The 25,191-nt window shown below is 73.4% G+C and carries 22 protein-coding genes; 15 read left to right on the forward strand and 7 right to left on the reverse strand.

All coding sequences use genetic code 11. The features are described from left to right. Positions 1–400: 400 nt before the first annotated feature. Positions 401–2,002, reverse strand: coding sequence for an MFS transporter (locus tag K2224_RS27730; RefSeq protein WP_221909299.1), 1,602 nt, complete (start codon positions 2,000–2,002; stop codon positions 401–403). 115 nt (positions 2,003–2,117) lie between these two features. On the opposite strand from K2224_RS27730, the gene K2224_RS27735 reads away from it, so the two are divergent. The 7 genes from K2224_RS27735 to K2224_RS27765 all read left to right on the forward strand — a co-directional run bounded on the left by K2224_RS27735 (position 2,118) and on the right by K2224_RS27765 (position 10,372). After that, positions 2,118–2,819 (forward strand): TetR family transcriptional regulator, encoded by a 702-nt coding sequence (locus tag K2224_RS27735; protein ID WP_221909300.1) that lies wholly within the window; start codon positions 2,118–2,120, stop codon positions 2,817–2,819. A gap of 172 nt (positions 2,820–2,991) precedes the next feature. Continuing rightward, the gene (locus K2224_RS27740; protein WP_221909301.1) at positions 2,992–4,206 is read left to right on the forward strand and encodes an alpha/beta hydrolase; all 1,215 of its coding nucleotides are present in this window, start codon (positions 2,992–2,994) and stop codon (positions 4,204–4,206) included. 200 nt (positions 4,207–4,406) lie between these two features. Beyond that, on the forward strand, positions 4,407–5,285 hold the full coding sequence (locus K2224_RS27745) for a DUF4429 domain-containing protein (RefSeq protein WP_221909302.1): 879 nt from the start codon (positions 4,407–4,409) through the stop codon (positions 5,283–5,285). Between the two features lie 101 nt (positions 5,286–5,386). Beyond that, positions 5,387–6,802 carry a sensor histidine kinase gene (locus K2224_RS27750; protein WP_221909303.1) on the forward strand — a complete coding sequence of 472 codons (1,416 nt, stop codon included), beginning with the start codon at positions 5,387–5,389 and terminating at the stop codon, positions 6,800–6,802. Then, positions 6,799–7,479 carry a response regulator transcription factor gene (locus K2224_RS27755; RefSeq protein ID WP_221909304.1) on the forward strand — a complete coding sequence of 227 codons (681 nt, stop codon included), beginning with the start codon at positions 6,799–6,801 and terminating at the stop codon, positions 7,477–7,479. The genes K2224_RS27750 and K2224_RS27755 overlap by 4 nt, the downstream gene beginning before the upstream one ends. Positions 7,480–7,692: 213 nt before the next feature. Continuing rightward, positions 7,693–8,859 (forward strand): alpha/beta hydrolase, encoded by a 1,167-nt coding sequence (locus K2224_RS27760; protein WP_221909305.1) that lies wholly within the window; start codon positions 7,693–7,695, stop codon positions 8,857–8,859. Between the two features lie 133 nt (positions 8,860–8,992). After that, positions 8,993–10,372 (forward strand): acyltransferase, encoded by a 1,380-nt coding sequence (locus K2224_RS27765; RefSeq protein WP_260693387.1) that lies wholly within the window; start codon positions 8,993–8,995, stop codon positions 10,370–10,372. Positions 10,373–10,464: 92 nt separating this feature from the next. Here the strand turns inward: K2224_RS27765 and K2224_RS27770 are convergent, their stop codons facing one another. Together K2224_RS27770 and K2224_RS27775 are read right to left on the reverse strand one after the other, a co-directional pair. After that, the gene (locus K2224_RS27770; RefSeq protein ID WP_221909306.1) at positions 10,465–11,487 is read right to left on the reverse strand and encodes an aldo/keto reductase; all 1,023 of its coding nucleotides are present in this window, start codon (positions 11,485–11,487) and stop codon (positions 10,465–10,467) included. A 5-nt stretch (positions 11,488–11,492) separates the two neighbouring features. Next, complete coding sequence (locus K2224_RS27775) at positions 11,493–12,014, reverse strand: MerR family transcriptional regulator (protein WP_221909307.1); 522 nt, start codon at positions 12,012–12,014, stop codon at positions 11,493–11,495. Between the two features lie 190 nt (positions 12,015–12,204). Here K2224_RS27775 and K2224_RS27780 point away from each other — a divergent pair, with 190 nt between their 5' ends. Further along, positions 12,205–13,026 (forward strand): serine hydrolase, encoded by an 822-nt coding sequence (locus K2224_RS27780; protein WP_221909308.1) that lies wholly within the window; start codon positions 12,205–12,207, stop codon positions 13,024–13,026. A gap of 42 nt (positions 13,027–13,068) precedes the next feature. On the opposite strand, the gene K2224_RS27785 is transcribed toward K2224_RS27780, so the two are convergent. Further along, positions 13,069–13,740, reverse strand: a complete 672-nt coding sequence (locus tag K2224_RS27785) for a pirin family protein (RefSeq protein ID WP_221909309.1) — start codon at positions 13,738–13,740, stop codon at positions 13,069–13,071. Positions 13,741–13,798: 58 nt separating this feature from the next. On the opposite strand from K2224_RS27785, the gene K2224_RS27790 reads away from it, so the two are divergent. From K2224_RS27790 to K2224_RS27810, 5 genes are all read left to right on the forward strand, one after another. Further along, the gene (locus K2224_RS27790; RefSeq protein WP_221909310.1) at positions 13,799–14,983 is read left to right on the forward strand and encodes a CdaR family transcriptional regulator; all 1,185 of its coding nucleotides are present in this window, start codon (positions 13,799–13,801) and stop codon (positions 14,981–14,983) included. Positions 14,984–15,072: 89 nt separating this feature from the next. Continuing rightward, positions 15,073–16,029 (forward strand): ACP S-malonyltransferase, encoded by a 957-nt coding sequence (locus K2224_RS27795; RefSeq protein WP_221909311.1) that lies wholly within the window; start codon positions 15,073–15,075, stop codon positions 16,027–16,029. A 12-nt stretch (positions 16,030–16,041) separates the two neighbouring features. Continuing rightward, the gene (locus K2224_RS27800; protein WP_221909312.1) at positions 16,042–17,088 is read left to right on the forward strand and encodes a ketoacyl-ACP synthase III; all 1,047 of its coding nucleotides are present in this window, start codon (positions 16,042–16,044) and stop codon (positions 17,086–17,088) included. Positions 17,089–17,197: 109 nt separating this feature from the next. Further along, positions 17,198–17,446, forward strand: coding sequence for an acyl carrier protein (locus tag K2224_RS27805; RefSeq protein WP_100601360.1), 249 nt, complete (start codon positions 17,198–17,200; stop codon positions 17,444–17,446). A gap of 76 nt (positions 17,447–17,522) precedes the next feature. Further along, the gene (locus tag K2224_RS27810) at positions 17,523–18,809 is read left to right on the forward strand and encodes a beta-ketoacyl synthase (protein ID WP_221909313.1); all 1,287 of its coding nucleotides are present in this window, start codon (positions 17,523–17,525) and stop codon (positions 18,807–18,809) included. Positions 18,810–18,899: 90 nt separating this feature from the next. On the opposite strand, the gene K2224_RS27815 is transcribed toward K2224_RS27810, so the two are convergent. Together K2224_RS27815 and K2224_RS27820 are read right to left on the reverse strand one after the other, a co-directional pair. Beyond that, positions 18,900–19,790 (reverse strand): NAD(P)-dependent oxidoreductase, encoded by an 891-nt coding sequence (locus K2224_RS27815; protein WP_221909314.1) that lies wholly within the window; start codon positions 19,788–19,790, stop codon positions 18,900–18,902. Positions 19,791–19,895: 105 nt separating this feature from the next. Beyond that, positions 19,896–20,390, reverse strand: a complete 495-nt coding sequence (locus K2224_RS27820) for a DUF3145 domain-containing protein (protein WP_221909315.1) — start codon at positions 20,388–20,390, stop codon at positions 19,896–19,898. A gap of 325 nt (positions 20,391–20,715) precedes the next feature. Between K2224_RS27820 and K2224_RS27825 the strand changes: the two genes are divergently transcribed. Both K2224_RS27825 and K2224_RS27830 read left to right on the forward strand, forming a co-directional pair. Further along, positions 20,716–21,651 (forward strand): SGNH/GDSL hydrolase family protein, encoded by a 936-nt coding sequence (locus K2224_RS27825; RefSeq protein ID WP_221909316.1) that lies wholly within the window; start codon positions 20,716–20,718, stop codon positions 21,649–21,651. A 196-nt stretch (positions 21,652–21,847) separates the two neighbouring features. Continuing rightward, a complete protein-coding gene (locus K2224_RS27830; protein WP_221909317.1) occupies positions 21,848–22,546 on the forward strand; it encodes a DUF4097 family beta strand repeat-containing protein in 699 nt (232 codons plus the stop codon). Here K2224_RS27830 and K2224_RS27835 read toward each other — a convergent pair. Beyond that, a complete protein-coding gene (locus K2224_RS27835) occupies positions 22,533–25,094 on the reverse strand; it encodes a beta-glucosidase (protein ID WP_221909318.1) in 2,562 nt (853 codons plus the stop codon). The two genes, K2224_RS27830 and K2224_RS27835, sit on opposite strands and share 14 nt — an antisense overlap. Positions 25,095–25,191 lie beyond the last annotated feature (97 nt).

Here is a 25,191-nt window from a genome sequence, read left to right on the forward strand (position 1 = left end):
GAGTTGACGTGCCGCGGACGGCGACGGGCGGTTCGCGGAAACCGTTCTGCGCGTGCGGGGAAAGGGAGTTGGGCGGACCTCTCGCCCAGGAGGACGGCAGCCTGCGGTCCGGTTCCCGGTCGGCGTTACCCGGATGAGGGATACCGCGCCGGAGAAGAGGCCAACTGTCGCTTGGGGCATGGCGATTGCCGGCGCGGGGTACGGCGGAGCGGGGGTTGACGGCCACGGACGGCGGCGTGACCCGGTCGCGCGCGGTGCGGTCCGGTCGCGCGCGACCGGCCGGGGAACGGCCCCGGGCCCGCACGCGCGACGGCGCGCGACCGGCCGAGGGGGTGGTTCGGCCGGTCGCGCGCCGTGGGAACGGACCGGTGGACGCCGCGGAACTGCCCTGCGGCGGCGGTCAGATGTGGCCGACGCCGGCGCCCGCCTCGGCGTTCGCCCCGCGCTTGGTGAAGAGCGCGACGACGGCGGCGAGCACCGCCACTCCGCAGGCGACGGAGAAGGCGAGGCCCATGCCGGAGACGAAGGTGTCGTGGGCGACGGCGGTGATCTTCTGGGCGAACTCCGGCGGGGTGCCCTTCGGTACCGGTGCGATGCCCGCCGAGACGGCGTCGGACACCTGGGACAGCTGTGCGGGCTGCAGCGGCGGGAGGCCGGCGCCCTGCCAGTTGCCCGGAAGGTCCTTGTCTACGCGGGAGGCCATCACCGCGCCGAGCACGGCGGTGCCGAGGCTGCCGCCGACCTGCATCGCGGCCTGCTGGAGACCGCCGGCGACACCGGAGAGCTCCAGCGGGGCGTTGCCCACGATGACCTCGGTGGCACCGACCATGACGGGCGCGAGGCCCAGGCCGAGCAGGGCGAACCAGACGGACATCGGGCCGGTGGTGGTGCCGGCGTCCAGCCCGGACATGCCGTACATCGCGACGGCGGTGACGACCATGCCGCCGACCAGCGGGATGCGCGGGCCGAACTTGGTGATCAGCGCGCCGGCGAGCGGCGAGCCGACGATCATCATGCCGGTGAGCGGCAGCAGGTGCAGTCCGCTGTCGACGGGGGACATGCCGTGGACGTTCTGGAGGTAGAACGTCACGAAGAACAGGCCGCCCATGAAGGCGAAGGCCATCAGGACCATCAGGACCGTGCCCGCGGTCAGCGGCACCGAGCGGAACATCCGCAGCGGGATGAGCGGCTCGCGCACCCTGCTCTCCAGGACCGCGAAGAGCCCGAAGAGGACGACCGAGCCGATCAGGAAGCCCCAGGTCGTCATGGAGCCCCAGCCCCACTCCGACGCCTTGATCAGCGGCCAGATGAGGCAGAACATCGCGCCGGACAGCAGCACGATGCCGGGGATGTCGAAGGAGCGGGGGGCGTTCTCCGCGCGGTGGTCCTTGAGGATCACCAGGCCGAGGGCGAGGGCCAGCACGCCGACCGGCACGTTGATGAAGAAGACGGACTGCCAGCTGACGTGCTCGACCAGCAGTCCGCCGACTATCGGGCCGCCGGCGGTGGAGGCACCGATGACCATGCCCCAGATGCCGATGGCCATGTTCAGCTTCTCGGCGGGGAACGTGGCGCGCAGCAGGCCCAGCGCGGCCGGCATCAGCAGTGCGCCGAACAGCCCCTGTAGCACGCGGAAGACGATGACCAGCGCGACCTGGCTGGAGAAACCGATGGCGGCGGAGGCGACGGCGAAGCCGGTGATGCCGATCAGGAAGGTCTGGCGGTGGCCGAAGCGGTCACCGAGCTTGCCGGCCGTGATCAGCGAGACGGCCAGGGCGAGCATGTAGCCGTTGGTGATCCACTGCACGTCCGCGAGGGACGCGCCCAGATCTTCCTTGATGGCCGGGTTGGCGATGGCGACGATCGTGCCGTCGAGCGCCACCATCATCACGCCGATGGCGACGGAGAAGAGAGTTAGCCACGGATGGCCCCGCAGCCCCTTGCGAGGCTCCGGTACGGGAAGTTCCGGTGCGACGTCGGCGACCGGGGTCTGAGAGCTCATGATTCGAGGCTAATGTCAGCCACTGACAGTTGACAAAGCGAATCATGAGTCGGTAACTGTCATTTAGCTCACAGGTATTCTGAGCAGCGAGAACACCAGGGAAAGGCGGCGCAGGATGGCAGACCCGACGCCGCGGACGGCTCCCGCCGGCGGGCTGCGCGAACGCAAGAAGCAGCGCACCCGCGACGCCCTCATCCGGGCGGCACTGGAGCTCTTCACCGAGCACGGCTACGAGACGACGACGGTCGACGAGATCGCCGAGGCCGTGGACGTCTCCCAGCGGACCTTCTTCCGGTATTTCGCCAACAAGCAGGAAGTGGCGTTCGCCGTCCAGGACATGGTCGAGGCGCGGTTCCTGGAGGAGCTGCACGCCCGGCCGGCGGCGGAGCCGCCGCTGACCGCCCTGCGCCGCGCCGTGATGACCGCCTGGGACGAGATCGGCAGCGCCCTCGCGTCGGTGGTCCCGGTGGATCTCCACATGCGCACGTACCAGATGATCGAGTCGACCCCGGCGCTGGTCGCCGCGCATCTGCGGCGCTCCACCGAACTGGAGGAGCAGATCGCGCAGTTGATCGCCCGGCGCGAGGGACTGGACGTGGACGCCGATCCGCGGCCGCGGGTCCTGGTGGCGGCGTTCAGCGGGGTGCTGCGGGTGGCCGGAAAGGTATGGGGCGAGGGGCAGGACTGCAGCGTGGAGGCGATCCGCGAGCTGACGCAGTCCTACCTGGATCACATCGGGCCGGCGATCGAGATGGACCTGCGGGCGCACCGGAGCCCGCCCGCCGCCGCGCATGAACACGCCCATGACCAGCGGTAACCGCCCTCGCCCGGTGCGTGATCGGCCCACCTCCCGACGAGACCGGATCCACACGATCGAACACTGAGCGTCAACCCGTTCTGTCCGATTTAGACCAAATACCCTCCACAAAACGTGAGATGCCTCACGAGGGCCCACAGGCACCCTGTCACGTCTCCTAGGGTGGCCCGCGGTGACTTCTTTCCCGGGCCTCGGTCCCTCCTTCGGTTTCCTGCAGTCCACCGCCTGGCGTGCCGCGCTCGCCCTGCTGGTGGTGTTCGTGATGCTCGCGCTGACGGGCTGGACGGCGATCAGAAACACCAAGGAGGACGCGAACCCGCTGGCCACGGCTAGAGCCGCCTGGCGGCACGCCACACTCCACGGACGGTCACTGCCCGCCCCGGACGCCGCGCCGGGCACCCTCCGCGCGTTCTTCGCCTCCCTCGACCGGGCCGAGCGCCAGCAGCTGGCCGACCGCTACCCGCTGGTCGTCGGCAACATGGGCGGCGCCCCCGTCGACCTCCGCTACCGCGCCAACCGGACGGCCATCGACGCCGCCCGCAAGGTCGAGCAGCGCCGCATGGGCGACCACCGGCTCACGCCCGTCGGCCGCCAGGAGGCGGGCCGGCTGATGCACCGCATGGAGTCCCTGATGAGCCCCGGCCGCCAGATCCTGGCGTTCGACCCGGCGGGCGACGGCCGGGCCGCGGAGGTCTTCGGCGACCTCGCCACCGCCGACCGCGTCTCCGTGGTGGTGCCGGGCGTGGACACCAACCTGTCGACCTTCGAGCGCACCGCCAAGGCGACCGCCGCCCCCGTGGGCATGGCGGAGTCCCTCTACGGCGCCGAGCGGTCCGCCCGCCCCGGCGCCCGTACCGCCGTGATCGCCTGGGCCGACTACACCACACCGTCCGGACTGGGCGTCGAGGCGGCCACCGGGCAGCTCGCCGAGGCCGGCGCGGTCCGACTGCGCGCCCTGGTGGACGCGCTGCCGGCGACCGACGACGTCTCGCTGTTCTGCCACAGCTACGGCTCCGTGGTGTGCGGCGTCGCGGCCCGCAACCTCCCCGGGAACGTCACCGACATCGCGGTGGCCGGCAGCCCCGGCATGCGCGCCGGGAACCTGGCGGGCCTGGGAACGCACGCCCGGGTCTGGGCCATGCGGGACGCCGACGACTGGATCCAGGACGTGCCGTACCTGGAGGTCGGCGGGCTCGGCCACGGTGCCGACCCGGTCGACCCGTCCTTCGGCGCCCGGGTCCTGTCCGCCGAGGGCGCGGCCGGCCACGCCGGCTACTTCGCCCCCGGCACCCGGAGCCTGCACAACTTCGCACTGGTCGGCGTGGGCGACCTGGGCTCGGTGGACTGCGCCACCACCGCCCCCCACTGCAGCGCGGACCTGGCCTGACGGCCGGGCGCGCACTGCCGGCGGCCGCGGGTACGGCCCGGCGCCCGGGGACGGGCCGTACCCGCGGGAACCGCCGCCACGCCGGTCGGCGTGAACAGGACAAGGGCGGCTGCCGGGGGACCGAGCACCCGTTTTGACGCGCGCAGCGCTGGTGTCCGGAAGGGGGACGGGCGGGCGACCACCCGCATACGATGAGCCGCATGGGTGATGTGCTGGCCGGTTTTCACGCCGTCTGGGAGTTCGACTCGGACTCCGTACTCATCCGCTTCGAACGGGGGATCCGCAGGCCGAAGCTGTTCCAGGCACTCGGCGAGCGACGCATTCCGTACGAGGCGCTGAGAGCCGTCGAGGTCTCCACGGGCAGGCGCGGCACGGTGGTGCTGCATGCCGTGCCGCGGCTGGGCGCCGACCCCCTGATGGAGGCGGCGGACGGGCAGCTCAAGGAGGACGCCGACCCGTACCGGCTGGTGCTGCCGGCCGAGCGCGAGACGCTGGCCGCGTACTACGCCGACCAGCTGCGCGCCGCGCTGGGCCCCGACGCCCGGGAGCCCGCCGAGCGGCACCTGGTGGCCGCGCCGGAACCCCCGTTGAACTTCAAGGCGTACGACGGCAAGGCGTCCTTCGACGGGCGGTCGGTGGCCTTCCGCTGGTTCTGGACGGGCGCGTCGTCGGCGAAGTGGAAGAGCGGCGACCAGACCTTCCCCGTCGGGGAACTGGCCGGCGTGGAGTGGCGCTCGCCGGAGATCGTCAACGGCTATCTGCGGCTGCTGGAACGCGACGCCCCCGAGGTCCGCACGGGCGCGGCGGACCAGGACCCGACCGCGGTGGTCTTCGACCTCGGCTACGGGCCGGTGCACGAGTCCCTGCCGTTCGCGGCCTCCGTGCTCCAGGCCGTACGCGCCGCCGGGCCCGTGCCGGACGGTGCGGAACGGCCCGCGGCACGGCGCCCCGGCAGCACCGGCCGGGACCCCGCCGACATCGCCGACCGGATCCGGCACCTCGGCGAGCTGCACGGCGCGGGACTGCTGACCGACGCCGAATTCACCGCGAAGAAGGCGGAGTTGCTGGCGGAACTGTAGGGCCGGGCGCCAGGGCCCGGCCTCATACCGTGGTACGGGGAGGAAGGCCGCACCACGGTATGACGTCGGGGTGGGCGGGATCCGCTTACATTGATCCCGCGATGTCCAAACGATCTCCTACCCCCGAAGAAGAGCCGGCCGGCGGCGACGGACGCCCGCCGGCCCGCGCCGCCGCGCTGCGCGTCACCCGCCGGGTGCTGCGGGCCGCGCGGCCCGCGCTGCGGGTGCTCGCCACCGAGCTGGGCACCCCGACCCGGCCCGGCGCCCCGCTGTTCGGCAGCTCCCGGCGCCGCTGGGTGCGCGCCCTGCCGTACGCGGTGGCGTTCGCCTTCGCGGTGTCGCTGCTGCCGTCGGGGGTCAACGTCCTCCACAACGACTACGGCATGGCCGGCGGCCTGGCCGGCGCGCTGGCCACCGCGCAGAGCGTGCCGCTGCTGCTGGCGGTGACCCGGCCGCTGCAGGCGTGGTGGGTGATGTTCGCCGCGGCCGTCGTCTGCGCCGGGGTGCTGACCGGCACCGACGGTGTGGTGGACCACGCGTGGCCGTGGCCGCCCACGGTGATCGTCGGCTATCTCGCGCTGATGCTGGCACTGTCGATGCGCGAGCGCCGCAGGACGCTGATCGCGGTCTGGCTCACCACCGGGGCGGCCGGAATACTCTTCGAGGCGGTCGCACCCCCACGCGTGCAGAGCACCTGGGTGCTGATGTTCGTGCTCTCCGGTGTGCTGCTGCTGCTCGGCGCCGCACTGCGGGAACGGCGCGACGCCCAGCGGAAGTTGCTGGAGCAGGAGACCATCAGCGAAGCCGAGCGGGCCCGGCGCACGCTGCTGGAGGAGCGCACCCGTATCGCCCGCGAGCTGCACGACGTCGTCGCCCACCACATGTCGGTGATCACGGTCCAGGCCGACAGCGCCCCGTACCGCATCGGCGGGATACCCCAGGAGGCGCAGGAGGAGTTCGCGGCGATCGCGGCGAGCGCCCGGGAGTCGCTGGCGGAGATGCGGCGCCTGCTCGGGGTGCTGCGCAGCGAGGAGGCCGAGCGGCAGGGCGCGCCGGAGAAGGCCCCGCAGCCGGGCGTCGGCCAGCTGCCGAAGCTGGTCGAGGCGACCGTACGGGCCGGCGTGCCGGTCGAGTTGGTGCTGCCGGAGGAGCCGGTGGCGCTGGAACCGGCGGTGGACCTGTCGGCGTACCGCATCGTCCAGGAGGCGCTGGCCAACGTGGTGCGGCATGCCCCGGGCGCCCGGACCCGGGTGTCGGTGACGGTCACCGGCGACCGCTCGCGGCTGACGGTGCTGGTGGTCAACGAACCGCCCGCCCCGCCGGTGTCCGCGCCCCTGGAGACCAGCGGCACCGGGCACGGCCTGGTGGGGATGCGGGAGCGGGTGCGCCTGGTGGATGGCACGCTGGACACCGGGCCGCTGCCCGACGGCGGCTTCCGGGTCGCCGCGCAGCTCCCCCTCGCCGCACCGCGCTCCCCGTCCGCCCCCCTCCCAGCGAAGGACTCCGACGCCCCATGACGACCCGCGTGATCATCGTCGACGACCAGGCCATGGTGCGGGCGGGATTCGCCGCGCTGCTCGCCGCGCAGAGCGACATCGACGTGGTGGGCGACGCGGCGGACGGTGCACAGGGCGTGGAGCTGAGCCGCCGGGTGCACCCCGACGTGGTGCTGATGGACGTCCGGATGCCGGAGATGGACGGGCTGGAGGCGGCCCGCCGGCTGCTCCACCCGCCGATCGGGGTCGCCCACCGCCCGAAGGTGCTGATGCTGACGACCTTCGACGTCGACGACTACGTCTACGAGGCACTGCGTGCCGGCGCGTCCGGATTCCTGCTCAAGGACGCGCCGCCGGCCGATCTGATCTCCGCGGTCCGGGTGGTGGCGGCCGGGGAGGCACTGCTCGCGCCGTCGGTGACGCGCCGGCTGATCGCGGACTTCGCCCGCCAGCGGCCGGCGGCCCGCACGGACGGCACCGCCCTCCGGCTCAACGGCCTCACCCCGCGCGAGACGGAGGTCCTGGAGCTGATCGCCCGCGGCCTGTCCAATCAGGAGATCGCCGAGCGGCTGATCCTCGCCGAGCAGACCGTGAAGACCCATATCGGCCGCGTGCTGGCCAAGTTGGAGCTGCGCGACCGCGCCCAGGCCGTGATCTTCGCCTACGAGTCGGGACTGGTCTCGCCCGGGGAGCGGTGAGACCGCCGTTTCGGGTTGTCCCCACCGGGTCTTCGGGGTAGCCCCACCTGCCCCGAGGGGACAGCCCCCGACTCCTCCTCCCGGGGTACGAGCGCCGTCCGGCACCCCCTACCCCGGTATCACCCGGGAGTTGGCTCCGCGGTGTGACGCCACGTCACCGGGCCGCTTCGTACCTTTCCCTCCGCCACACCGCTGGAAGAGGGAGAGACCACCATGACCGTGCTGCGGAACGCCGCCCGGCGCAGCAAGCGGACGCTCGTCGCCGCCGTCCTCGCACTGAGCGTCGTCGCGGGGACCGGCGGCTGGGCGGCCGGTTCCGCACAGACCGCGGTCACCGGCCCGGCTCCCGGCGCCGCCGACTGGCGCGCCGACCACTCGCTCGGGGTCCGCCTGCCGGACCCGGCGAGCGCCTCCCCCGCCGAGGTCGCCCGGTTCTTCGCCGGTCTGACCGAGGACCGGCAGCAGGCCCTCGCCGCCCGCCACCCGCTCACCGTCGGCAACCTCGACGGGGCGCCGATCGCCCTGCGGTACGCCGCCAACGCCCATGCTCTGCGCGCGGAACGGGACCGCGAGCTGGCCCGCGCCACCGACCCGGCCGGGACCCTCCAGGACCACCAGCAGGCCAGGAAGACGGCCGCGCGCTACGCCGCGCTGCTCGCGCCCGGCCGCCGGATCCTCGCCTTCGACCCCCGCGGCCGCGGCCAAGTGGCCGAGGTCCACGGCGACTTGGCGACCGCGCAGCGGACCGCGGTGATCGTGCCGGGTTCGGACATCGACCTGGCCACCTTCGACCGCACCACCGACCCGTACGGCACGCCGACCGGGATGGCGACCTCGCTGCGCCGGCAGATGGCCGCCGAGGCGCCCGGCGTCCGCACGGCGGTGATCGCCTGGGTCGGGTACACCACACCCGTCGGCCTCGGCCCGGACGCCGCGACCGGCCGGCTCGCCGAGGCCGGCGCGCCCCGGCTGACCCGCTTCCTGACCGGCCTGGCCGCCACCGGCGCCCCCGCCCCGGCCGTGCTGTGCCACAGCTACGGCTCGGTGGTCTGCGGCCTGGCCGTCCCGCACGCCGGCCCCGGCCTGCTCAGCGACCTGGTGGTCTTCGGCTCGCCCGGGATGCGCCGGGACAGCGCGGCGGAGCTGCACACCACCGCCCGGGTCTGGGCGGCGCGGGACACCTCGGACTGGATCGGTGACATCCCGCACGTCGAACTGCTCGGCCTGGGGCACGGGACGGACCCCACCGACCCGGCGTTCGGGGCCCACCGGGTCCCCGCCGAGCGGGCCCAGGGCCACACCGGCTACCTCGCCCCCGGCACCGACTCCCTCCACAACTTCGCCGCGATCACGCTGGGGCGCTACGCCGAGGTGCGCTAGGGCGCTGCCGAGCGTGCCCTGTCGTCGCCGGCGGCCGCGCGCCCTCGCCTGCCGCCTCGCCTCTCCCGGACCTCGTCTCCCCACCCCGTCTCCCGGACCTCCTCCCCCGGACCTTCTCGCCCAAGGACGCCACATGACCACCGAGAGCCACCCGGCCCATGCGAGACCTACCACCACCGCACAACGGCCGTCCACCGAAGCCCCCGTCCGCACCGAACTCCCCGTCCGCACCGGACGGTCCGGTGCCCTCGTCCCGCTTCTGATCCCGCTTCTCGTCCCGCTCCGTGCCCTGCGCGCGCTCAACGCCAGGACCGGTGCCGCCGTGCGCGCCCTCGACGCGCGCACCCCGGCCCACCGCGACCGGGCCCTCGACGGCCTGCGCGCCCTCGCCCTGCTCGCCGTCCCCACCGGGCACTGGCTGCTCGGCGGCTTCGCCCGGGACGCCGACGGCACCCTGCACAACGCCAGCCCGCTGACCGCGCTCGGCTGGCTCGCCCCGGCGAGCTGGGTGCTCCAGATGCTCGGCATCTTCTTCCTGGTGGGCGGCCACGCCTCGGTGCTCTCGCTGCGCCGGACCGCCGCACTCGGCGGCTCCACCACCCGCTGGCTGGGCGGCCGGATCGCCCGGCTGGGCCGCCCGGTGCTGGGCGTGACCGCCGTCTGGGCCACGCTGGTGCCGCTGCTGCACGGCCTGGGAGTGTCCACCGCGACGCTGCGCACGGGGGCGACGCTGGTGATCCAGCCGCTGTGGTTCGTCGGCGTCTACGCCGTGGTCACCGCGCTCACCCCGTACTGCGCCGCCGTCGCGCGCCGGTGGGGCATCTGGAGCGCGGCGCCGCTGCTGGCGTCGGTCGCCGCCGTGGACTTCCTGCGCTACGGGCCGTTCGCCCCGACGATGCCGTCCTGGCTGAGTCTGCTCAATCTGCTGCCCGGCTGGCTGTTCGCCTACCAGCTCGGCGTCTGCTGGGGCGAGCGGCGGCTCGGCCGGCGCGCCGCCGGGGCCCTGCTGCTGGGCGGCGCCGCGCTGTTCGCCGCGCTGCTGCTGTTCTTCCACTACCCCGCGAGCATGGTGGGCGTCCCCGGCCAGGACCGCACCAACTCCCATCCGCCGTCGCTGCTGGTCCTGGCGCTGGCCGCGGCCCAGTGCGGGGCGGCGGTGCTGCTCCGGGACCGGCTGGCCGGGCTGCTGCGGCGGCCGGCCCTGTGGGCGCCGGTGGTGGCGGTCAACCTGAGCGCGATGACGATCCTGTGCTGGCATCAGACGGCGCTGTTCGCGGCGGCCGTCCCGGCCTCGTTCGCGGGCGCCGTCCCGGGGTTGACCACCGTGCCGGACGGCCTCGGCTGGATCGCGGCACGGCTGGCCTGGATGCCTGTCCTCGCCGTGCTGCTCGTCCTGATCGGCTCCGTCACCCGCCGCTTCGAGGCGCCGTGGACGGGGGCCGGACGGACCCGCCGGGTGACGGCGGCGGTGCTGGCGGCGGCCTTCGCGACGTTCGCGCTGGGGTACGCGTAGCCGGCGCGCGGAGCGTCGGGGCGCTGGCGCCGAGGCGCCACGGCGGGTGGGCGACACCTGCCGTGGCGCCCCGCGGCGCGCCGCCGGCCGGGCTATTCCCGCCCGGCCGAGGTGAACCGCATGTCGGCGTAGCGGTCGCCGGCCACCTTGCCCGCGATCGGCTCCAGCAGTGTCAACTCCTCGGCGGTCAGCCGGATCCGGGTCGCGGCGGCGTTCTCCTCGACCCGGGCGCGCCGGCGGGTGCCGGGGATCGGGACGACCGTCAGTCCGCGCTCGGCGGCCTGCTGCTGCACCCAGGCCAGCGCGATCTGCCCGAGCGTGGCGCCGTGCGCCTCGGCGACGGTGCGGACCGGCTCCAGCAGGGCGGCGTTGGCGGCCGCGTTGTCGCCGGTGAAGCGGGGCTGCTGACGGCGGAAGTCGTCGGCGGCCAGTTCCTGGTCGGCGTGGACGAAGGCACCGGTGAGGAAGCCGCGGCCGAGCGGCGAGTACGGGACGAGGGCGACGCCGAGGTCGGCGGCGGCCGGGACCACGCCCTCCTCGATGTCGCGGCTGAACAGCGACCACTCGGACTGGACGGCGGCGATCGGGTGCACGGCCTGGGCGGCACGCAGCTCGGTGCCGGTCACCTCGCTCAGGCCCAGGTACTTCACCTTGCCCTCGGCGACCAGTTCGGCCATCGCGCCGACGGTCTCCTCGATGGGGGTCGCCACGTCGCGGCGGTGCATGTAGTAGAGGTCGATCTGCTCGACGCCGAGGCGCCGGAGGCTGGCCTCGACGGCCCGGCGGATGTAGGAGCGGTCGTTGCGGATGATGCGCCTGGTGGGTTCCTGCGGATCGTTGGCGAGTGCGAACTTGGTGGCCAGCACGACCTCGTCCCGGTGCGCCCGGACGAAGGGGGCGATGAACTGCTCGTTCTCCCCGTCCCCGTAGACGTCGGCGGTGTCGTAGAGCGTGATGCCCAACTCCAGGGCGCGCTCCAGGGTGGCCCGCGCCTCGCCGGCGTCCTCCGTGGGGCCGTACGCCCAGCTCATGCCCATGCAGCCCAGGCCCTGGACACCGACCTGCGGGCCGCCGGTGCCCAGCTGGACGGTGCGGATCTTCGTGTCGTTCGCCATGGAACTCAGAACCTCTCGGACGCCCGTCGGGCGTCGGCGTAGATACCGATCTTGTAGTCGAGGACGTCGAGCGTGCTCTCCAGCTCGGCGATCCGCTGCCGTACGTCCGCGCGGTGCCGGGTGAGCAGCTCCTCGCGCTCGTGGAAGGTGCTCGTGCCTTCCCGCACCAGCTCCGCGTACCGGACCATGTCGGCGACCGGCATACCGGTCAGCCGGAGCTTGGAGACCAGGTCGAGCCAGTCCAGGTCGCGGTTGGTGAAGCGGCGCTGCCCGGTGTGCGTCCGGTCCACGTGCGGCATCAGGCCGATCCGCTCGTACCAGCGCAGGGTGTGGGCGCTGAGTCCGGTGTGCTCGGCCACCTCGCCGATGGTGTAGCGGTCCTGGCCGGCCGGGCGCGGATGGCCGCCGCGGGACGTCCCGCAGTCCCGGGCCGCCGCCGGCAGCGGGCGCCGGTCCGGGCACACCGTCTCCGGCAGTCCGGCCAGGGCCGTGCCACCGGTCACCGGTTCGCTCTGCGTCACCGTCATGCCGCGTCTTCCCTCTACTCGTCCCCGGTGCGCGCCGCCCCGGATGCCGTCGCGCCGCCGGACGTTCCGCCGGGGCGCCTTCACGACCTCCCCAACGCTAGAGAGTTGGAGTGCACTCCAGGCAAGCGCCGACCGCGAGCGTTCTTGACCGGAATTTGAAGGCATGGGGGCACCCCGTAGGCTCGGAGCCATGCAGAGCCTGGGGATGATCGAGAACTGGCCGGTGCCCACCGCAGCGGCCGCCGTCGTACGCGCCGACGGCTCGGTGGCCGGCACCTACGGCCCGCTGGACCACCGCTTCCCGCTGGCGTCCGTCACCAAGCCGCTGGCCGCCTACGCCGCGCTGCTCGCCGTCGAGGAGGGCGCCGTCGAGCTGGACGAGCCGGCCGGCCCGGAGGGCTCCACGGTCCGTCATCTGCTCGCCCACACCTCGGGGCTGGCGTTCGACGAGGCGCGCCAGGTGGCCGCCCCCGGCACCCGCCGGATCTACTCCAACGCCGGCTTCGAGGCGCTCGGCGACCACCTCGCCAAGGCCACCGAGATCCCCTTCCCGCAGTATCTGCACGAGGCGGTGCTGGCCCCGCTGGGGATGACGTCGACGGAGCTGGCCGGCTCACCGGCCAAGGACGGCGTCTCCACGGTCGCGGACCTGGCCCGCTTCGCCGCCGAGCTGCAGGCGCCGCGGCTGCTGGCGCCGCAGACCCTCGCCGAGGCGACGCGGGTGGCCTTCCCGGGCCTGACCGGCGTGCTGCCGGGCTACGGCCACCAGCGGCCCAACGACTGGGGGCTGGGCTTCGAGATCCGCGACGGCAAGGCGCCGCACTGGACGGGCGCCGCCTCCTCGCCGCGCACGTTCGGGCACTTCGGGCAGGCCGGCACGTTCCTGTGGGTGGACCCGGCGGCCGGCGCGGCCTGCGTCGCGCTCGCCGACCGGGACTTCGGCCCGTGGGCGATCGAGGCGTGGCCGCCGCTGACCGACGCGGTCCTGGCCGAGCTGGCCGGGACGGGCTGAGGCGTTCCGGCCGGCCCGGGGCCCGGTGCCCGGTGCCCGGTCTCACCCGTACACGGGCTCCGGCCCCGTCTCCCACACCAGGCACTCCGCCTCCGCCACCGCCCGCAGTTCCAGCCCCCGCGCGTCGGTGATCCGCGCCGCGTCCCCGGCCGCCAGAAGCGCGTCCCCGAGCCGCACCTCGCCCCGTACGACATGGACGTAGACCCGGGCGGCATCCGGGACGGCGGCGCGACCGTCCGCCCCGAGGCGGCACACCCGCAGGGTGGCGCCGGCCCGCGGCAGCGCGTAGGGCGCGCCGTCGGCGACCTCCCGCACCACCTCGTACTCCGGCTCGCCGCCGGGGTCGCGGGGCGTCAGCCACATCTGGACGAAGCGCAGCGGCACCGGGCCGTCGTTGCGCTCGACGTGCCGGACGCCGCCGGCGGAGCTCAGCCGCGCCAGGTCGCCGGGGCGTACGGTCGTGGCATGCCCGGCCGAATCGCGGTGGGTCAGCTCGCCCTCCACGACCCAGGTGACGATCTCGGTGTCCCGGTGCGGATGCTCGTCGAAGCCCGCGCCGGGCGCCAGCCGCTCCTCGTTGCAGGCGACCAGCGCGCCGAAGCGCAGGTTGTCCGGGTCGAAATGGGGCCCGAAGGAGAACGCGTGCAGCGACCCGATCCCGGCGTCCGCGTCGCCGCCCCGATGGCGTTCCCCGCCCCTGCGCACCTCGATCATCGGGCCACCGTAGCCCCACCGCTCCACCCGCTCATCCCGATAGGGCAGGCTTGGTCCCGTGTCTGAACCCGCATCGCGCGACGCGCACCCGCACTCCGCGACCCTCCGGCGGCTGGAGAACTCCTCCGGCAAACTGGCGGCCGCCGCGATCTCCCGTATGGACGCCACGCTGCCGTGGTACCGCGCGATGCCTCCGGAGAACCGTTCCTGGATCGGCCTGGTGGCACAGGCCGGCATCGCCGCGTTCACCGAGTGGTTCCGCCACCCCGAGACGCCGCAGGCGATCAGCACCGATGTCTTCGGGACGGCGCCGCGCGAGCTGACCCGGGCGATCACGCTGCGGCAGACCGTCGAGATGGTCCGCACCACGATCGAGGTCATGGAGGCCGCGATCGACGACGTCGCGGCACCGGGCGACGAGTCCGTGCTGCGCGAGGCGCTGCTGGTCTACGCCCGGGAGATCGCCTTCGCCACCGCCCAGGTCTACGCGCAGGCCGCCGAGGCGCGCGGGGCGTGGGACGCCCGCCTGGAGTCCCTGGTGGTCAACGCGGTGCTCTCCGGGGAGGCCGACGAGGGCGCGGTCTCCCGGGCGGCGGCCCTGGGCTGGAACTCCCCGGAGCATGTGTGCGTGGTGCTGGGCACCGCCCCGGACGGCGACAGCGAGCTGACCGTGGAGGCGATCCGGCGGGCCGCCCGGCACGCCAAGCTCCAGGTGCTGACCGGTGTCCTGGGCAGCCGGCTGGTGGTGATCGCGGGCGGCTCGGACAATCCGCTCAAGGCCGCCAAGGCGCTGATCGGGCCGTTCGCCGCCGGCCCCGTGGTGGCCGGCCCGGTCGTCTCCGACCTGCTCGCCGCGACCCGCTCGGCACAGGCCGCGGCCGCCGGCCTGCGGGCCTGCGCGGCCTGGCCGGACGCCCCCCGGCCGGTGCTCGCCGACGACCTGCTGCCGGAGCGCGCGATGGCCTCCGACCCGGTCGCACGCGAGCAGCTGGTGGAGGAGATCTACAGACCGCTGGAGGAGGCCGGGTCGGCGCTCCTGGAGACTCTGAGCGTCTATCTGGAGCAGGCCAGCAGCCTGGAGGGCGCCGCCCGGATGCTGTTCGTCCATCCCAACACCGTGCGCTATCGGCTCCGACGTGTGACGGACGTCACCGGCTGGTCGCCGTCGGATGTACGCTCCGCGTTTACGCTGCGTATCGCGCTGATCCTGGGGCGCCTGAGCGGCGCCGAGACGCAACCCTAGACTTTTGTCGAACACCAACAATTCCCCCGATGGTTCTTCGTCCCTGTCCCCACGGGCGGGCGGGACCTCCCACAAGAGAGAGTGTGAGGGTGCTCGTACTCGTCGCTCCCGGCCAAGGCGCTCAGACGCCCGGCTTCCTGACCCCCTGGCTCGACCTCCCCGGAGTCGAGGACCGGCTCCGCGAATGGTCCGCGGCCATCGACCTGGACCTCGTCCACTACGGCACCAAGGGCACCGAGGAGGAGATCCGCGACACCGCGGTGGCACAGCCGCTCCTCGTGGCGGCCTCTCTGATCTCCGCGCGACAGCTCTTCCCGACGGTCGACGACGTCGCCGCCCACACCGGCGCCGCGGCCGGCCACAGCGTCGGTGAGCTCGCCGCCGCCGCCCTGACCGGCACCCTCTCCGACGCCGAGGCGCTGTCCCTGGTGCGCCGCCGCGGGCTGGCCATGGCCGAGGCCGCCGCGGTCACCGAGACCGGCATGGCCGCCCTGCTGGGCGGCGACGCCGACGTCGTCCTGCCGCACCTGGAGAAGCTCGGCCTGACCCCGGCGAACGTCAACGGCGCCGGCCAGATCGTGGCCGCCGGCACCGCCGAGCAGATCGCCGCGCTGGTCGAGGACAAGCCGGAGGGCACCCGCCGGGTCGTGCCGCTGAAGGTGGCCGGCGCGTTCCACACCCACCACATGGCACCCGCCGTCTCGGCACTGGAGACCGCGGTCACCGAGCTGTCCCCGGCCGACCCGCGCGTCCGGTACGTCTCCAACAAGGACGGCCAGGTGGTCACTTCCGGCCAGGAAGTGGTGCGGCGACTGGTCGGCCAGGTGGCCAACCCCGTGCGCTGGGACCGCTGCATGGAGACCTTCAAGGAGCTCGGGGTCACCGCGCTCGTCGAGGCCGCGCCCGGCGGCACCCTCACGGGCCTGGCCAAGCGCGCCCTGCCCGGGGTCAGGACGCTCGCCCTGAAGACGCCCGACGACCTCGACGCGGCCCGTGAGCTGATCGCCACCGCCGCGGACGCCGCTTCCGCAGCACCGGCCGAATAGGAGTCGCAGCGCATGACCTCGAAGATCAAGCCCTCCAAGGGCGCCCCGTACGCGCGGATCATGGGTGTCGGCGGCTACCGCCCGACCCGTGTCGTGCCCAACGAGGAGATCCTCAAGCACATCGACTCGTCCGACGAGTGGATCCGCTCGCGGTCGGGCATCGCCACGCGCCACTGGGCGGGCCCCGACGAGACCGTCGCGACCATGGCGGTCGAGGCGTCCGGCAAGGCCGTCGCGGACGCCGGCATCACGCCCGAGCAGATCGGCGCGGTGATCGTCTCCACCGTCTCGCACTTCAAGCAGACCCCGGCCGTGGCGACCGAGATCGCGCACCTCGTCGGCGCCGGCAAGCCGGCCGCCTTCGACATCTCCGCGGGCTGCGCCGGCTTCGGCTACGGGCTGACGCTGGCCAAGGGCCTGGTCACCGAGGGCTCCGCCGAGTACGTGCTGGTGATCGGCGTCGAGCGGCTCTCGGACCTGACGGACCTGGAGGACCGCGCCACGGCCTTCCTCTTCGGCGACGGCGCCGGCGCGGTCATCGTCGGCCCGGCCAAGGAGCCGGCGATCGGCCCGACCGTCTGGGGCTCGGAGGGCGACAAGTCCGACACCATCAAGCAGACCCTCCCCTGGGACGTGTACCGCACCACCCCGACGCCCGGTGGCGACGGGGTGGCGGAGCGCCCCGCCCTGGAGGCGGTCCGCTACCCGGCCATCACCCAGGAGGGCCAGGCGGTCTTCCGGTGGGCGGTGTTCGAGATGGCGAAGGTCGCCCAGCAGGCGCTGGACGAGGCCGGAGTCAGCCCGGACGACCTGGACGTCTTCATCCCGCACCAGGCCAACATGCGGATCATCGACTCGATGGTGAAGACTCTGAAACTGCCGGAGAGCGTCACGGTCGCCCGTGACGTGGAGACCACCGGCAACACCTCGGCCGCCTCCATTCCGCTCGCCATGGAGCGGCTGCTGGCGACCGGTCAGGCCAAGAGCGGGGACACCGCGCTGGTCATCGGCTTCGGGGCGGGTCTCGTGTACGCCGCGACGGTCGTTACTCTCCCCTAGGCAAGATCTGCGCAGTCCGGCACCGAGCACGACGTGCCGGCCGCTGTGCGGGCCTTCACCGCTTCACTGTCAGATCAAGCAGTTTCCCGCTATACGAAGGAGCGCCATCATGGCCGCCACTCAGGAAGAGATCGTCAAGGGTCTCGCCGAGATCGTCAACGAGATCGCCGGCATCCCCACCGAGGACGTCAAGGTGGACAAGTCCTTCACCGACGACCTGGACGTCGACTCGCTGTCCATGGTCGAGGTCGTCGTCGCCGCCGAAGAGCGCTTCGACGTGAAGATCCCGGACGACGACGTCAAGAACCTCAAGACCGTCGGCGACGCGACCGACTACATCCTCAAGCACCAGTCCTGATCTGGCGCAGCGCATGTCGCCACCCGGCGGTGGCGCCGTCGATTCAGACACCTCTACCCGTGGAGTAAGAATTCCCGTGAACGCGACCAATCGCACCGTGGTCGTCACCGGTATCGGCGCAACCACACCGCTGGGTGGCGACAGCGCTTCGACCTGGGAGGGCCTGCTCGCCGGCCGGTCCGGCGTGAGCCTCCTGGAGCAGGACTGGGCAGCCGAGCTTCCGGTCCGGATCGCCGCTCAGGCGGCGGTGGACCCGACCGAGACGCTGCCCCGCCCGCAGGCCCGCCGACTGGACCGCTCGGCGCAGTTCGCGCTGATCGCGGCCCGTGAGGCGTGGGCGGACGCCGGCTTCACGGCCAAGGCCGGAGAGCCGGACGCCGCCGCCGGCCCGGCCGGTTCGGTCAACCCCGACCGCCTGGGCACGGTCATCGCCTCCGGCATCGGCGGGGTCACCACGCTCCTGGGCCAGTACGACATCCTTCGCGAGAAGGGCGTCCGCCGGGTCTCGCCGCACACCGTGCCGATGCTGATGCCCAACGGGCCGTCGGCCAACGTCGGTCTGGACGTCAACGCCCGCGCCGGTGTCCACACCCCGGTCAGCGCCTGCGCGTCCGGCTCCGAGGCCATCGGCTACGCCATCGAGATGATCCGTACGGGCCGTGCCGACATCGTCGTCGCGGGCGGCACGGAGGCGGCCATCCACCCGCTGCCGATCGCCGCGTTCGGCAACATGATGGCGATGTCGAAGAACAACGACGACCCGCAGGGCGCCTCCCGCCCGTTCGACACCGACCGCAACGGCTTCGTCCTGGGCGAGGGCGCCGGTGTGATCGTCCTGGAGTCGGCCGAGCACGCCGCCAAGCGCGGCGCCCGGGTCTACGCCGAGGCGGTCGGCCAGGGCATCTCCGCCGACAGCCACGACATCGTGCAGCCGGAGCCCTCGGGCAACGGCATCGCGCACGCGCTGCAGAACCTCCTCGACAACAGCGACCTCGACCCGTCCGAGATCGTGCACGTCAACGCGCACGCCACCTCGACGCCGCAGGGCGACCTGGCGGAGCTGAAGGCGCTGCACAAGGTCTTCGGCGACGACGTGCGGCACATGGCGATCTCCGCCACCAAGTCGATGACCGGCCACCTCCTGGGCGGCGCGGGCGGCGTGGAGACGGTCGCCACCATCCTGGCGCTGCACAACCGGACGGCCCCGCCGACCATCAACATCGAGAACCTCGACCCCGAGGTGGAGGCGGACATCGTCCGCGACGAGGTCCGCGCGCTGCCCGCCGAGGGCCGGATCGCGGCGCTGAACGACTCGTTCGGCTTCGGCGGCCACAACGTCGTCCTCGCCTTCCGCACGGTCTGACCCGCCACCAGGCGACGATCAGCACAGAGGCAACAGGGGCCCGCCCGGTCAGGACGACCGGGCGGGCCCTCGTGCTGCCGCGGGCGGCCGTCAGCCGTCGAAGCTGGCGAAGTACGCGGCCGCGCCGTCCTCGCCGCCGTGGCCCTGTTCCTCGGCCCGGCGGAAGCGCTCCCCGGCCGCGGCCGCCAGGTCCGTCCGGACGCCGGCCGCCTCGGCGGCCTCGGTGATCAGCCGGAGGTCCTTGCGTGCCGCGGAGACGGTGAAGCTGGGCGCGAGTTCGCCGGAGAGGATCATCTCCGACTTCATCCGCAGGTACGGCATGTCGAGCGAGCCGCCGGCCACCGCCTCCAGGAATTCCCGCGGGTCCACGCCCAGCCCCTTGGCGAGCCCCAGGGTTTCACCGGTACCGCTGATGACGGTCATCACCCAGCTGTTGACGACGAGTTTGAGCCGGCTGGCGGCCCCGCCCGCGGCGTCCTCGCCGACCCACCGGGTGCGGCCGCCGACGATGTCGAAGACCCGCCCGGCGCGTTCCCGCAGCGCCGGCGCCCCGGCGGCGAGGACGGTCAACTGCCCCTTCTCGGCGGGCGCCTTGGTGCCCAGTACAGGCGCGTCGACGAAGCCCAGGCCCTGTTCGGCGGCGAACCGGGCGAGCGGTTCGAGTGCCGCGGGTCCGACGGTGCTCATCTGGAGCCAGAGGGTGCCGGCGGCGAGGTGCGGGGCGGCCTGGCGCATGGCGTCCAGGACGGCGGGGCCGTCGAGCAGCATGGTGAGGACCACGTCGGCGCCGTCGACGGCCTCTCCCGGGGTGTCGGTGACCCGGGCCCCGTCGGCGGCCAGTGGCTCGGCCCTGGCGCGGGTGCGGTTCCAGGCGCGGACGTCCAGCCCGGCGCGGGCGAGGTTGCGGGCCATCGCCGCGCCCATGATCCCGGTGCCCAGGACGGCGACCGAGAGGGTGTCGGAGGTGTTGTTGTCAGCCATGGACGCACGCTAGGACCTGGAGCGGACTCCAGGTCAACCACGTACCGTGTGTCGTCGTGCGGCCCCCGCACAAGGCTCCGTACGGGCCCCTTTGCGGGACGTCGCTCAGACGACCTGGTGCAGCCAGCGCACGGGGGCGCCCTCGCCGGCGTAGCGGAAGGGCTCCAGCTCGTCGTCCCAGGGCTTGCCGAGCAGCTTGGCGACCTCGGCGGCGAGTTCGGTCTCGCCGCGGGCGGAGCGGGCGACGGCGGCGCGCAGCCGGTCCTCGGGGATGAGGATGTCGCCGTGGAGGCCGGTGACGGCGTGGAAGATACCCAGGTCGGGGGTGGAGCTGTAGCGCTCGCCCTCGGCGGTGGAGCACGGCTCGGCGGTCACCTCGAAGCGGAGCAGGTGCCAGCCGCGCAGCGCGGAGGCGAGCTTGGAGGCGGTGCCGGCCTCGCCCTGCCAGGAGAACTCCGCTCTCCAGGTGCCGGGCGACGCCGGCTGGCGGATCCAGTCGAGATTGACGCGCACCCCGAGGACACCCGCCACCGCCCATTCGACGTGCGGGCAGAGTGCTCGTGGAGCGGAGTGGACGTACAAGACTCCACGTGTCGTCACCGGGACCTCCCGTGCGGTTCGAGGTTCGCCTTCCCCAGCGGCCTCGTGCCCGTTCCGGTCGCGGCCGGGACAGCTTCCAACATTCTGCCCCAGTGATCACTTCGGCACCAGCATGCGAGGTGACCTACAGTAAACACCACTAGGCGGAATTTGCCGCAAAAGGGACAGGAAATGACGTGTTGTAATTTGTCTGTGCCGACTGCATGTACCACTTCGGGTCACCGACCGGCAGGCACAGGGCCAAGCTACCGCGCGGTGCCGGACCGGAAGTGACGTACCGTCGGTACCCGAAGAGATATCACTCGCACGCCGGAGAGGACAGGGCATGACGCCGATCGATCAGCCCGTCCGCCCTCGCCGTCCCCGCCTCGCCGCCCGCGCCGCGCTGGCCTGCGCGACGGTTTCCGCGCTGCTGGCCACCGCCACCGCCTGCGCCGACGACTCCGCCCCGAAGGGCCGGGCCGCGGTGAAACCCACCGTGAAGCCCACGCCTGCCTGGCGCACGGACCCCGCCTCGATCGCCGCCCTCGGGGACTCCATCACCGTCGGCTTCGACGCCTGCACGGTGCTCTCCGACTGCCCGGAGGTCTCCTGGTCCACCGGCACCAGCCCCAAGGTCGACAGCCTCGCCCGACGGCTGCTCAGGAACCCGGCCGGGCACAGCTGGAACTTCGCCCGGACCGGCGCCCTGATGAGCGATCTGCCGCGGCAGATCACCGCGGCGGCGGCCCGCAGACCCGAGCTGGTCACCGTCCTGATCGGCGCCAACGACGCCTGCCGCAGCAACGTGGGGGCGATGACCGCCCCGGCGGACTTCCGCGCCGGTTTCGAGCGGTCCCTGAAGACCCTGCGGCGCAGCCTGCCGCGCACCCAGGTGTACGTGGCGGCCGTGCCGGACCTGCTGCGGCTGTGGTCGGAGGGGCGCCGGAACGAGCTCGGCAAGCAGGTGTGGAAGCTGGGCATCTGCGGGTCGATGCTGCGGGACCCGGACGACCTGACGAAGCCGGCACAGGACCGGCGGACGCTGGTCCGGGAGCGGGTGATGGCGTACAACGAGGCGCTGGCGGCGGTCTGTGCCCGGGACGCGCTGTGCCGCTTCGACCGGTCGGTCTTCGACTACCGCTTCACCGGGCGGCAGTTGAGCACCTGGGACTGGTTCCATCCGGGACCGAGCGGCCAGCAGGAGCTGGCGGAGCTGGCGTTCCGGACGATCACGCGCAAGGAAAACCCCCTGAAGGGTGAGGCGGCGTCCGCCGGGTGAGCCGGTCCGGCCCTCACCGGTCTCGGGGATACCCCTAAGGGGGCGGCGGTGCGGCTCATACCGTGCGGGGATGGCGAAGCTCATACCGTGCGGCGACGTCCGCGGGGTGCGGCATGGGGATGATGTTGACCATGCGGTTCGGCCGGCTCCGGCCCTTCCGCATCCGCACCGTCACCACTGCTTCGGGGGAATCGCCATGGCCCGTCTTCGCGCCGCCCATCTCGTCCTGCCCTGTGCGGCATTGACCCTGCTGACGACCGGTTGCTCGCTGGTGACCGGCCCGCTCAAGTCCGCCCAGCGGACATACGGCGTCGACGGCACGGTCCGCTCGCTGTCGGCCACGACGCACGGCGGGGACATCGAGATCGTGCCGGTGGAGGCCGGCGTCCCGGTCAAGGTGACGGAGAAGTTCCGCTACGACGACGCCAAGCCGCAGACCGCGCACACCCTCAAGGACGGCCGGCTGACGCTGACCGCCGACGACTGCTCGACGGGCAGCCACTGCGAGGTGGGCTACCGCGTGCTGCTGCCGCGTGACGCCTCCGTCGACCTGCACACCAGCGGAGGGGACATCACCGTCCGCGGCGCCTCCGGCGGCATCACCGCGGACACCAGCGGCGGCAACATCACCGTCGAGGACAGCAAGGTCCGCAGGGCGAAGGTGAAGACCAGCGGCGGCGATGTGCAGCTGACGCTCGACGCGGTGCCCGACGACGTGTCCGGGCGGACCAGCGGCGGCGACCTCACGATCCGCGTGCCCAAGGGCACCTACGCCGTCGACGCGGGGACCAGCGGCGGGAACCGCAAGGTCTCCGTCGCGACGGACGAGGGCTCGGCGCACAAAATATCCGCCCGGACGAGCGGCGGCGACGTCTCGGTGCTCAGTCGGCAGTGATCCGCGCGGTGAGCCGGATGTCGGCGCTGCTGTGGGCCGCCTCGACGGTGTAGGTGCCCGGGACGCGGCGCCAGCCGCCGTCCGGTTCCGACCAGACCTCGAAGGCGCGCCCCGGCAGCGGGATCTCGGCCTCCACGCTTTCGCCGGGGCCCGCCTCGACGGTGGTGAAACCGGCCAGCCAACGGGACGGGCGTTCTGGGCTTCCGGAGATGTCGCCGGTCGGCGCGAGGTAGATCTGGACGACCTCGCGGCCGGGACGGTCACCGGTGTTGCGCAGCCGGACGCGTACGGAGTCCGGGGTGGTGTCCAGGGAGTCGTACGCCCAGCGGGTGTAGCCGAGGCCGTGGCCGAAGGGGTACGCGGGGGCGGTGGGGATGCGCTGCCAGGCGCGGTAGCCGATGAACAGCCCCTCCTCGTAGGGCAGGGTGCCGTCGGTGGGGGTGACGGCGGTGACGGGGGCGTCGGCGAGGCGGACCGGCCAGGTGGTGGGGAGCCGGCCGCCCGGTTCGTGGGCGCCGAGCAGGACGTCGGCCAGCGCCGCCCCGGCCTCCTGGCCGGGGAACCAGCTCAGCAGCACTGCGGGGACCAGGTCGCGCCAGGGCATCTCCACCGGGGAGCCGGCGTTGACCACCACCACGGTGCGGGGGTTGGCGGCGGCGACCCGGGCGACCAGCTCGTCCTGCCGGCCCGGCAGCCTGAGGTCGGTGCGGTCGAACCCCTCCGACTCGACCTCCTCGGTGGTCGCGACGACGACGATCGCGGCGTCCGCGCCGGCCGCCGTGCGAACCGCCTCCGCGATCTCGGCGTCCCCGTCGCACTGCGGCTCGCGGTGGCCGAGGACGAAGTTCAGGGTGTCCAGGCCCCCGCCCAGGCCGAGGTGGTGCGGGATGTACCGCAGGGTGAGCGGAAGTTCCTGACCTGCCGCCAGATCGGCTGCCACCAGGTGTTCGGTGGGCTGCATGAACGCCTCGAAGGGGTCGCTGCTGCTCTCCTGCCCGGCACCGTCGCCGTCGAAGAGGACGGCGGCGCCGAGGGTCAGTCGGAGCCGTCCCGAGCCGGCCACCGCCAGGGTGTGGGTTCCGGTGGCCCGAGGGGTGAAGCTGCCGGTGAGTTCGACGGCGTGCAGGTCCCGCCGGGCCACGCCGTCGGGGAAGCTGCCGAGCACCTGGACCCGGCCGTCGAACTGCGGGGTCTCGGCGAGCACCCGGCCGTCGGCGGCGAGGTAGCGGGCGCGCAGGGTGAAGCCCTCGCGGGCGTGCGGGATCCGGGTGCGCGGGTCGGCGCCGGTGGCGAAGAGCACCTCGACGCCCTCGGGGAGCGCGGCGCGCAGGCCCGCGAGCGGGGAGACGATCCCGGCGGGGAAGACGGTCGCGGAACCGCCGCCGAGCACCCGGGCGTCACGGGCGGCCGCGCCGACGACGGCGACGCTGCGCAGCCCGTCGGCGTCCAGCGGCAGCAGCGGGCGCGCACCGCCCTCGGGCGTCTCGCCCACCGGTTCGTTGCGCAGCAGCACCATGGCACGGCGGGCCAGTTCGCGGGCGACGGCCCGGCCGTCGATGCCCCCGGGCGCGTCGGCCGGGGCCACCGCGGGCGGCACCCCGTCCAGACAGCCGGTCCGGGCGGCGAGCAGCAGCACCCGGCGGACCGCGGCGTCCACCTCCGACTCGTCGATCTCGCCCGCGCGGACGGCCGCCGCGAGCGGAGCGCCGAAGACCGTGCGGGGCCCCGGCATCGCCACGTCCAGGCCGCCTCGCAGGGCCCGGACGGTGTTCCGGGCCGCCGTCCAGTCGGAGACGTTGCAGCCGTCGAAGCCCCAGGCACCGCGCAGCACTTCGGTGACGAGGTGGTGGTGCTCGGTCATCGTGGAGCCGTTGACCTGGTTGTAGGCGGTCATGACGCCCCAGGGGCGGGCGTGGGCGACGATGTGCTCGAAAGGCGCGAGATACAGCTCGTGCAGCGGGCGCGGGGCGATGCGGTTGTCGACGGTGAAGCGCTCGGTCTCGGCGTCGTTGCCGACGAAGTGCTTGACGGTGGTGCCGACGCCGCCGTCCTGCACGCCGCGCACATAGCCCGCGCCGATCGCGCCGGTCAGCAGCGGGTCCTCCGAGTAGCACTCGAAGTGGCGGCCGCCCAGTGGCGAGCGGTGCAGGTTGACGGTCGGTGCCAACAGGACGTGCACGCCCTTGCGGCGGGCCTCCTGGGCGAGCAGACGGCCGGCCCGGCGGGCCAGTTCGGGGTCCCAGGTGGCGGCCAGGGCGGTGGGGCTGGGCAGCGCCACCGACGGGTCCTCCGCGCTCCACTGCCGGCCCCGGACGCCGATCGGACCGTCCGACATCACCAGCGACCGCAGTCCGATCGCGGGCACCGCCGGGAGGCTCCACATGTCCTGGCCCGAGAGCAGCCGGGCCTTGGTGTCCAGGTCGAGCGCGCCGAGCGCCCGCTCCACCGCGGCGGCGTGGTCGCGGGGGTCCATGTGGGCGGTCCCGTCCGGGCCGGGGGCGGTGCGGGGGCCGGGCGCGGCATGGCGGGCGTGCGACTGGTCGGTCATGTGCGGCGCTCCCTTGCGTGGACGGGCGACCCCCTGGCCGAATTCTTACCGCCACACCGGATGGCAGGTAGGCACTGTTCCCGTTCCGTTACCCCTG

This window comes from Streptomyces sp. BHT-5-2, assembly GCF_019774615.1.
Lineage (GTDB): Bacteria > Actinomycetota > Actinomycetes > Streptomycetales > Streptomycetaceae > Streptomyces.

Coding starts and splice junctions, on each gene's coding strand:
- K2224_RS27785 (WP_221909309.1), bottom strand. CDS start 13,740: ATGATCGAGGTGCGCAGGGGCGGGGAACGCCATCGGGGCGGCGACGCG.
- K2224_RS27830 (WP_221909317.1), top strand. CDS start 21,848: ATGGCCCGTCTTCGCGCCGCCCATCTCGTCCTGCCCTGTGCGGCATTG.
- K2224_RS27775 (WP_221909307.1), bottom strand. CDS start 12,014: ATGACGGTGACGCAGAGCGAACCGGTGACCGGTGGCACGGCCCTGGCC.
- K2224_RS27760 (WP_221909305.1), top strand. CDS start 7,693: ATGACCGTGCTGCGGAACGCCGCCCGGCGCAGCAAGCGGACGCTCGTC.
- K2224_RS27765 (WP_260693387.1), top strand. CDS start 8,993: ATGACCACCGAGAGCCACCCGGCCCATGCGAGACCTACCACCACCGCA.
- K2224_RS27800 (WP_221909312.1), top strand. CDS start 16,042: ATGACCTCGAAGATCAAGCCCTCCAAGGGCGCCCCGTACGCGCGGATC.
- K2224_RS27745 (WP_221909302.1), top strand. CDS start 4,407: ATGGGTGATGTGCTGGCCGGTTTTCACGCCGTCTGGGAGTTCGACTCG.
- K2224_RS27730 (WP_221909299.1), bottom strand. CDS start 2,002: ATGAGCTCTCAGACCCCGGTCGCCGACGTCGCACCGGAACTTCCCGTA.
- K2224_RS27825 (WP_221909316.1), top strand. CDS start 20,716: ATGACGCCGATCGATCAGCCCGTCCGCCCTCGCCGTCCCCGCCTCGCC.
- K2224_RS27735 (WP_221909300.1), top strand. CDS start 2,118: ATGGCAGACCCGACGCCGCGGACGGCTCCCGCCGGCGGGCTGCGCGAA.
- K2224_RS27815 (WP_221909314.1), bottom strand. CDS start 19,790: ATGGCTGACAACAACACCTCCGACACCCTCTCGGTCGCCGTCCTGGGC.
- K2224_RS27750 (WP_221909303.1), top strand. CDS start 5,387: ATGTCCAAACGATCTCCTACCCCCGAAGAAGAGCCGGCCGGCGGCGAC.
- K2224_RS27835 (WP_221909318.1), bottom strand. CDS start 25,094: ATGACCGACCAGTCGCACGCCCGCCATGCCGCGCCCGGCCCCCGCACC.
- K2224_RS27770 (WP_221909306.1), bottom strand. CDS start 11,487: ATGGCGAACGACACGAAGATCCGCACCGTCCAGCTGGGCACCGGCGGC.
- K2224_RS27805 (WP_100601360.1), top strand. CDS start 17,198: ATGGCCGCCACTCAGGAAGAGATCGTCAAGGGTCTCGCCGAGATCGTC.
- K2224_RS27755 (WP_221909304.1), top strand. CDS start 6,799: ATGACGACCCGCGTGATCATCGTCGACGACCAGGCCATGGTGCGGGCG.
- K2224_RS27780 (WP_221909308.1), top strand. CDS start 12,205: ATGCAGAGCCTGGGGATGATCGAGAACTGGCCGGTGCCCACCGCAGCG.